Origin of the sequence: Anabaena sp. AL93, assembly GCF_001672085.1 — a bacterium.
In the GTDB taxonomy this organism is placed as follows: Bacteria; Cyanobacteriota; Cyanobacteriia; order Cyanobacteriales; family Nostocaceae; genus Dolichospermum; species Dolichospermum heterosporum.
This window is the reverse complement of sequence record NZ_LJOU01000181.1, coordinates 1-4,683: the sequence shown is the minus strand read 5'-3', so window position 1 is coordinate 4,683 and position 4,683 is coordinate 1. Positions and strand designations below refer to the sequence as shown.

The following is a 4,683-nucleotide window of genomic DNA, read 5'->3' as shown; positions in this document are numbered from 1 at the left end:
CCTCCCCTACCCCCTATTCCCTAATTAAATACTTAAAAATGGGAAAAGTTGTAATAATGTTTTGCGTAGTTGCAGCAAAAATACTTTATCGCGGATACCGGAGGCTAAACGTGGTGGTGGACTTATTTGCATTTGTGCTTGCAATTCGGCATATTCTGCGGGCGTGAGGATTCTGCCATCAATGGGCGATCGCGCTGCTAGAATAATCTCTGTTCGCAATATCTCCTCTGGTATATCTGCTTGTGGTGGTAATGCCATCACGACTTTACTACTATGACCACTAAACCCGATTAAAATACTAGTAGTAACACTCAAAATAACTAGCAGTATCCGTTTCATCTTAACTCCTGATTGGGCGCAGTCCCTGCGCCCCTACGTCCTCAAGTCCTGGTGGCAATGGTTCACCACATAACTGGTGGATATTGATAATTCGTGCAAAAATCTGTGGATATGCCTGACGATAATCGGGAATTAGTGCTAAAGGACTCAACAAAGCCGCCGCTGCAATATCAGCTATACTCAAGCGGCTACCCACTAAATAATCACCTTTTTGCCAATACATAGACAATAATGACAAGGCATTAGCGAGTCTTTTTTTAGCTAATTCAACGGTAGTATCATTAATACCATATTGTTGTCTAACTACTTTAATCACCATTTGACTAAATAGTGATGGGTCAATGTCCTTACCTTCACCAGCGCGAAATTGATAATATACAAATCTAGTAGCCGTGCCTATACTTTCATCTAACCAGTCTTCTAACATCGCAGCTTGAGTTTGCTGTTCTAAATTGGGTAGAAACAAGGTAGGTTCGGGTTGATAGCTTTCTAAAAATTTAAAAATTTCCGTAGAGTCGCCAATAGCTTGGGGTTGTCCGACAATTTGGGGTAACAGGACGGGTAATGTTGTCAATCCAGTTAAGGACTTTAGCCTCAAGATGTGCAGCCCTGGAGTGAGATTTTCGGTTTGATAATTAATTCCTTTATAACCCAATGCCAATCTGGCTTTGCGACAATAATGAGATGTACTAAATTGCAGTAACAGCATATATTGAGATTACTTTGGTTACTGGCAAAACAAATATTAAAAAATCAGACTGGGCGAGAACTGAATCTAGCCCAGAAGCAAAACCTGATGAATGTTGCTCTTTTTTACCCAACTTAACGCCCTTAGGCAGTTGAATCTTTATTCCTTAATCTACAAACTATCTTAACTTTCTCAGTAGAGGTTTGTAGAAAATAATTTTTAAAGATATCAACTACCCAGGAGAGGTTAATACTCTACCCTATACTAAGGTTTTTTGGGAGTAGCCTCAGGAGATGTGGTCGCAGCAGGGGATGTAGTAGCTGCGGGAGATGTGGTCGCAGCAGGAGATGTTGCCGCATCAGGAGATGTGGTCGCCGCGGGGGTAGCACCAGTATCTGCTGGTTCGCCACCTGTTGTTGCTGCTGGAGAACTGGTAGTACCTGCTGGTTGACTACCACCGTCACAAGCTCCAAGCATGGTAGCCAGACTTAACATTAGAGCCAAACCAAAAATTTTTGTCTTCATAACTCCTCTTTCACCAATTGTGGCAATAAAATCTTTCGCCTGTTGAATAAGATACCTTATTTATTGATTTTTTTTAAGGACTTTCTGATTACATATTTCAACCCATTCTTTTTTGTAACATACTTGTAGATTATATGTAACACAAATAGGATGTAATTAACGGTTAGAATGGTCTCAATTCTTGTCCTGAAAATTTGCTAAAGAGAAGGGTGAAATCCCCCTGAAAAGAGAGAGATTGAAAACTTGGATATTTCCTGTTCCCTTTTTTTGTAACTTTGGGCAAAATCTAATTAAGTCAAAAATAAAGTATTTATTATCAGAAAAATCATGGGTTTTGAACGTAAATCAGCAGTTTCCGCAAAAAATACCTGGTTCTGGGGCAATTCTCCTGCGTCATTGAATAAGCGACGTTCTCGAAATTTGAATAAAAAAAGCCAGAGTTCCTCCCGATTAGATAGTGAAGCGATCGCAGTTAAATCGTCTAGTCCCCGAAATGCTTGGCTGAATTTCTTAGGTTCTCGCCGAAATAAAACAGCAATTCGCACCTCAAGTTTAGACGCGGGTAAACAACAAACTACTGATATTAATAGACAATCAAATACTGCTGCTTATAGGATGAGTCACACTCCAGCCATGCCTGAATGGTTACTACGTATATATATGGTCAATCGCTATTCGTCAATTTTAGCATTTTTATTAGTGGTAGCAACATTAATAGTTTATGGTTGGACTGTATATTCACAAGAGATTTGGAGTGATTCTTACCGTAAGCTACAAAGCTTACAACGTCATGAGCGACAGTTAAATACTGCTAATGCGACACTAACTAGCAAAATGGCACAGGAAGCGGAACAGCCCGGTACGGAACTGGTATCACCAACTTCTAAGGGGACAATTTTCTTACCACCAACATCTAATAATTATCCCCGGTCGTCATTCTCAACTTCTCAACCAGAACCGCAACCTGAACCCCCTTCTCCATTAGGATATTAATTGGTCATTGGTCATCGGTCATCGGTTATTAAGTAATTGGACAAAAATATTTACAGTCATTGCGAGCGAAGGGAAGCAATCACAACCCTTGGAATTGCTTCATTTGACTTCGTTCCATATGGCTAACGCCACGCTAACGCAATGACATTGTGTAATTAATTCTGTCTCACTACTTAGTCATTGGTCATTGGTCATTCGTCGTTAGTTAATCTTTTTCTTCTTTCTTCTTTCTCCTGAAATCCTGATAGCGCAGCGTGGCGTTAGCCATACTCTTGAATGGGCGCAGGCCCTGCGCCCCTACCTCCTGAACTCCTGACTCATGCTAAAGTCATCACTTAAAACACAACTTAGAAATCTACGTAATTTAGAATTCAGACGCAAACGAAAGTTTTCTAGACAGACTCAATCAGAAAATATTGAGCCAAAAACACCGGAAACTCCACCTAACATTCAATTACGACTGTTTGCTGTATGGGGTATGTTAATGATTGCTATGGTAGGTTTGGTATTTAATTTATATCAATTACAAATTGTTCAGGGAAAAAAGCTGACTAAGAAGGCGCGAAATCAGCAAATGGTGAATGTGCGCCCTTATATGCCTCGTCGTCCGGTAGTGGATCGGGGTAATAATGTGTTGGCTATTGATCGTCCCGTTTATACTGTATATAGTCATCCTAAGTTATTCGAGCTATCCCAGGAAGAAATCGCGGAGAAAATCGCGCCAATTATCGGCAAAGAAAAGGCCGATTTGGTGAAAACATTCCAAAGTAAACGAAGTGGAATTTTACTAGCTTCTGGGGTCTCTGAAGATATTACTGATAAGTTAATATCACTGCGTTTGAATGGGTTTGAGTTTATTCAAAAATACTCCCGATTTTATCCCCAAGATGATTTAGTGGCGGATGTCGTGGGCTATGTTAATCTTGACCGTCGTGGTCAAGCTGGTGTGGAATATAGTCAGGAGAAGTTACTAGAACGTTCTGGACAAACAGTGCGGATGAGTAAGTCGGGAAATGGGTCGTTGATGCCAGATTATGTGACCGAGGGATTTCTGAATTCTGATGATTTAAAAATGCAATTGACTATTGATAGTCGTGTGCAACGGGTAGCCCGTGCAGCCTTAAAAGAACAGATGACTAAATTTAGTGCCAAACGGGGTGCAGTGATTGTCATGGATGCAGTGGATGGTTCTTTATTGGCTTTGGTTTCTCAGCCTACCTATAATCCGAATCAATATGCTAAGTCTGATATTTCTCTGTTCAAAAATTGGACTGTGGCTGATCTTTATGAACCGGGATCAACTTTTAAGCCGGTGAATGTGGCGATCGCTCTCGAAAATGGTGCAATCAAACCAGATGACACTTTTGAAGATCCTGGTTCTATTAAAATCGGCACACATACAATCAAAAATGCCGAAAAAACTGGTTATCGCCGATTAACTATTCCTGAAATTTTACAAACTTCTAGTAACATTGGTATGGTGAGAATGATTCAACGAATAAAACCATCCATATACTACAACTGGCTAGAACGTTTAGGGTTAGGACAAAAAGTTGAAACAGATTTACCCTTTGAAGTTAGTGGTCAATTAAAAAGTCAAGAACAATTTATTTCTTCAGCCATTGAACCAGCTACCACATCTTTTGGACAAGGCTTTTCTCTCACTCCATTACAACTGGTACAACTACACGGTGCATTAGCTAATGGGGGCAAATTAGTCACACCTCATGTAGTCCGAGGACTGATTGATACCAAGGGCGGAATGCACTATTCACGTACTCTTCCAGAACCAAGACAAATTTTCTCACCTACAACCACCCAAAAGGTTGTGGAAATGATGGAAACAGTAGTCAATTCCGGTACTGGTAAAGCAGCGAGAATTTCAGGATATCGGATTGGTGGCAAAACAGGAACAGCGCAAAAAGCTAGTCCTAATGGTGGATATATTAAAGGTGCAAGAATTACCAGTTTTGTCGCTATTTTGCCTGTGGAATCTCCCCGTTATGTGGTGTTTGCAGTTGTGGATGAACCAAAGGGAGAAAATGCCTATGGTTCTACTGTAGCTGCACCAATTGTTAAAACTGTAATGGAATCACTAATTCCTATTGAACAAATTCCACCTAGTAGTCTGTCAACCC

Annotated in this window: 5 protein-coding genes; 2 read left to right on the top strand and 3 right to left on the bottom strand. The window is 40.5% G+C overall.

Annotation, left to right across the window (positions count from 1 at the left end):
• Positions 1-24: 24 nt before the first annotated feature.
• The 3 genes from AN486_RS26130 to AN486_RS26120 form a co-directional block, all read right to left on the bottom strand.
• Entirely contained in the window at positions 25-339 is a 315-nt protein-coding gene (locus tag AN486_RS26130) for a hypothetical protein (protein WP_039202035.1), read from the bottom strand.
• A gap of 1 nt (position 340) precedes the next feature.
• On the bottom strand, positions 341-1,048 hold the full coding sequence (locus tag AN486_RS26125) for a glutathione S-transferase family protein (protein WP_053540771.1): 708 nt from the start codon (positions 1,046-1,048) through the stop codon (positions 341-343).
• 243 nt (positions 1,049-1,291) lie between these two features.
• Complete coding sequence (locus AN486_RS26120; RefSeq protein WP_053540770.1) at positions 1,292-1,552, bottom strand: hypothetical protein; 261 nt, start codon at positions 1,550-1,552, stop codon at positions 1,292-1,294.
• A 327-nt stretch (positions 1,553-1,879) separates the two neighbouring features.
• Here AN486_RS26120 and AN486_RS26115 point away from each other — a divergent pair, with 327 nt between their 5' ends.
• On the top strand, positions 1,880-2,545 hold the full coding sequence (locus AN486_RS26115) for a hypothetical protein (protein WP_053540769.1): 666 nt from the start codon (positions 1,880-1,882) through the stop codon (positions 2,543-2,545).
• Positions 2,546-2,864: 319 nt separating this feature from the next.
• Positions 2,865-4,683: penicillin-binding protein 2 (locus tag AN486_RS26110; protein ID WP_290603016.1), on the top strand; the 1,819-nt coding region annotated here is incomplete at its 3' end.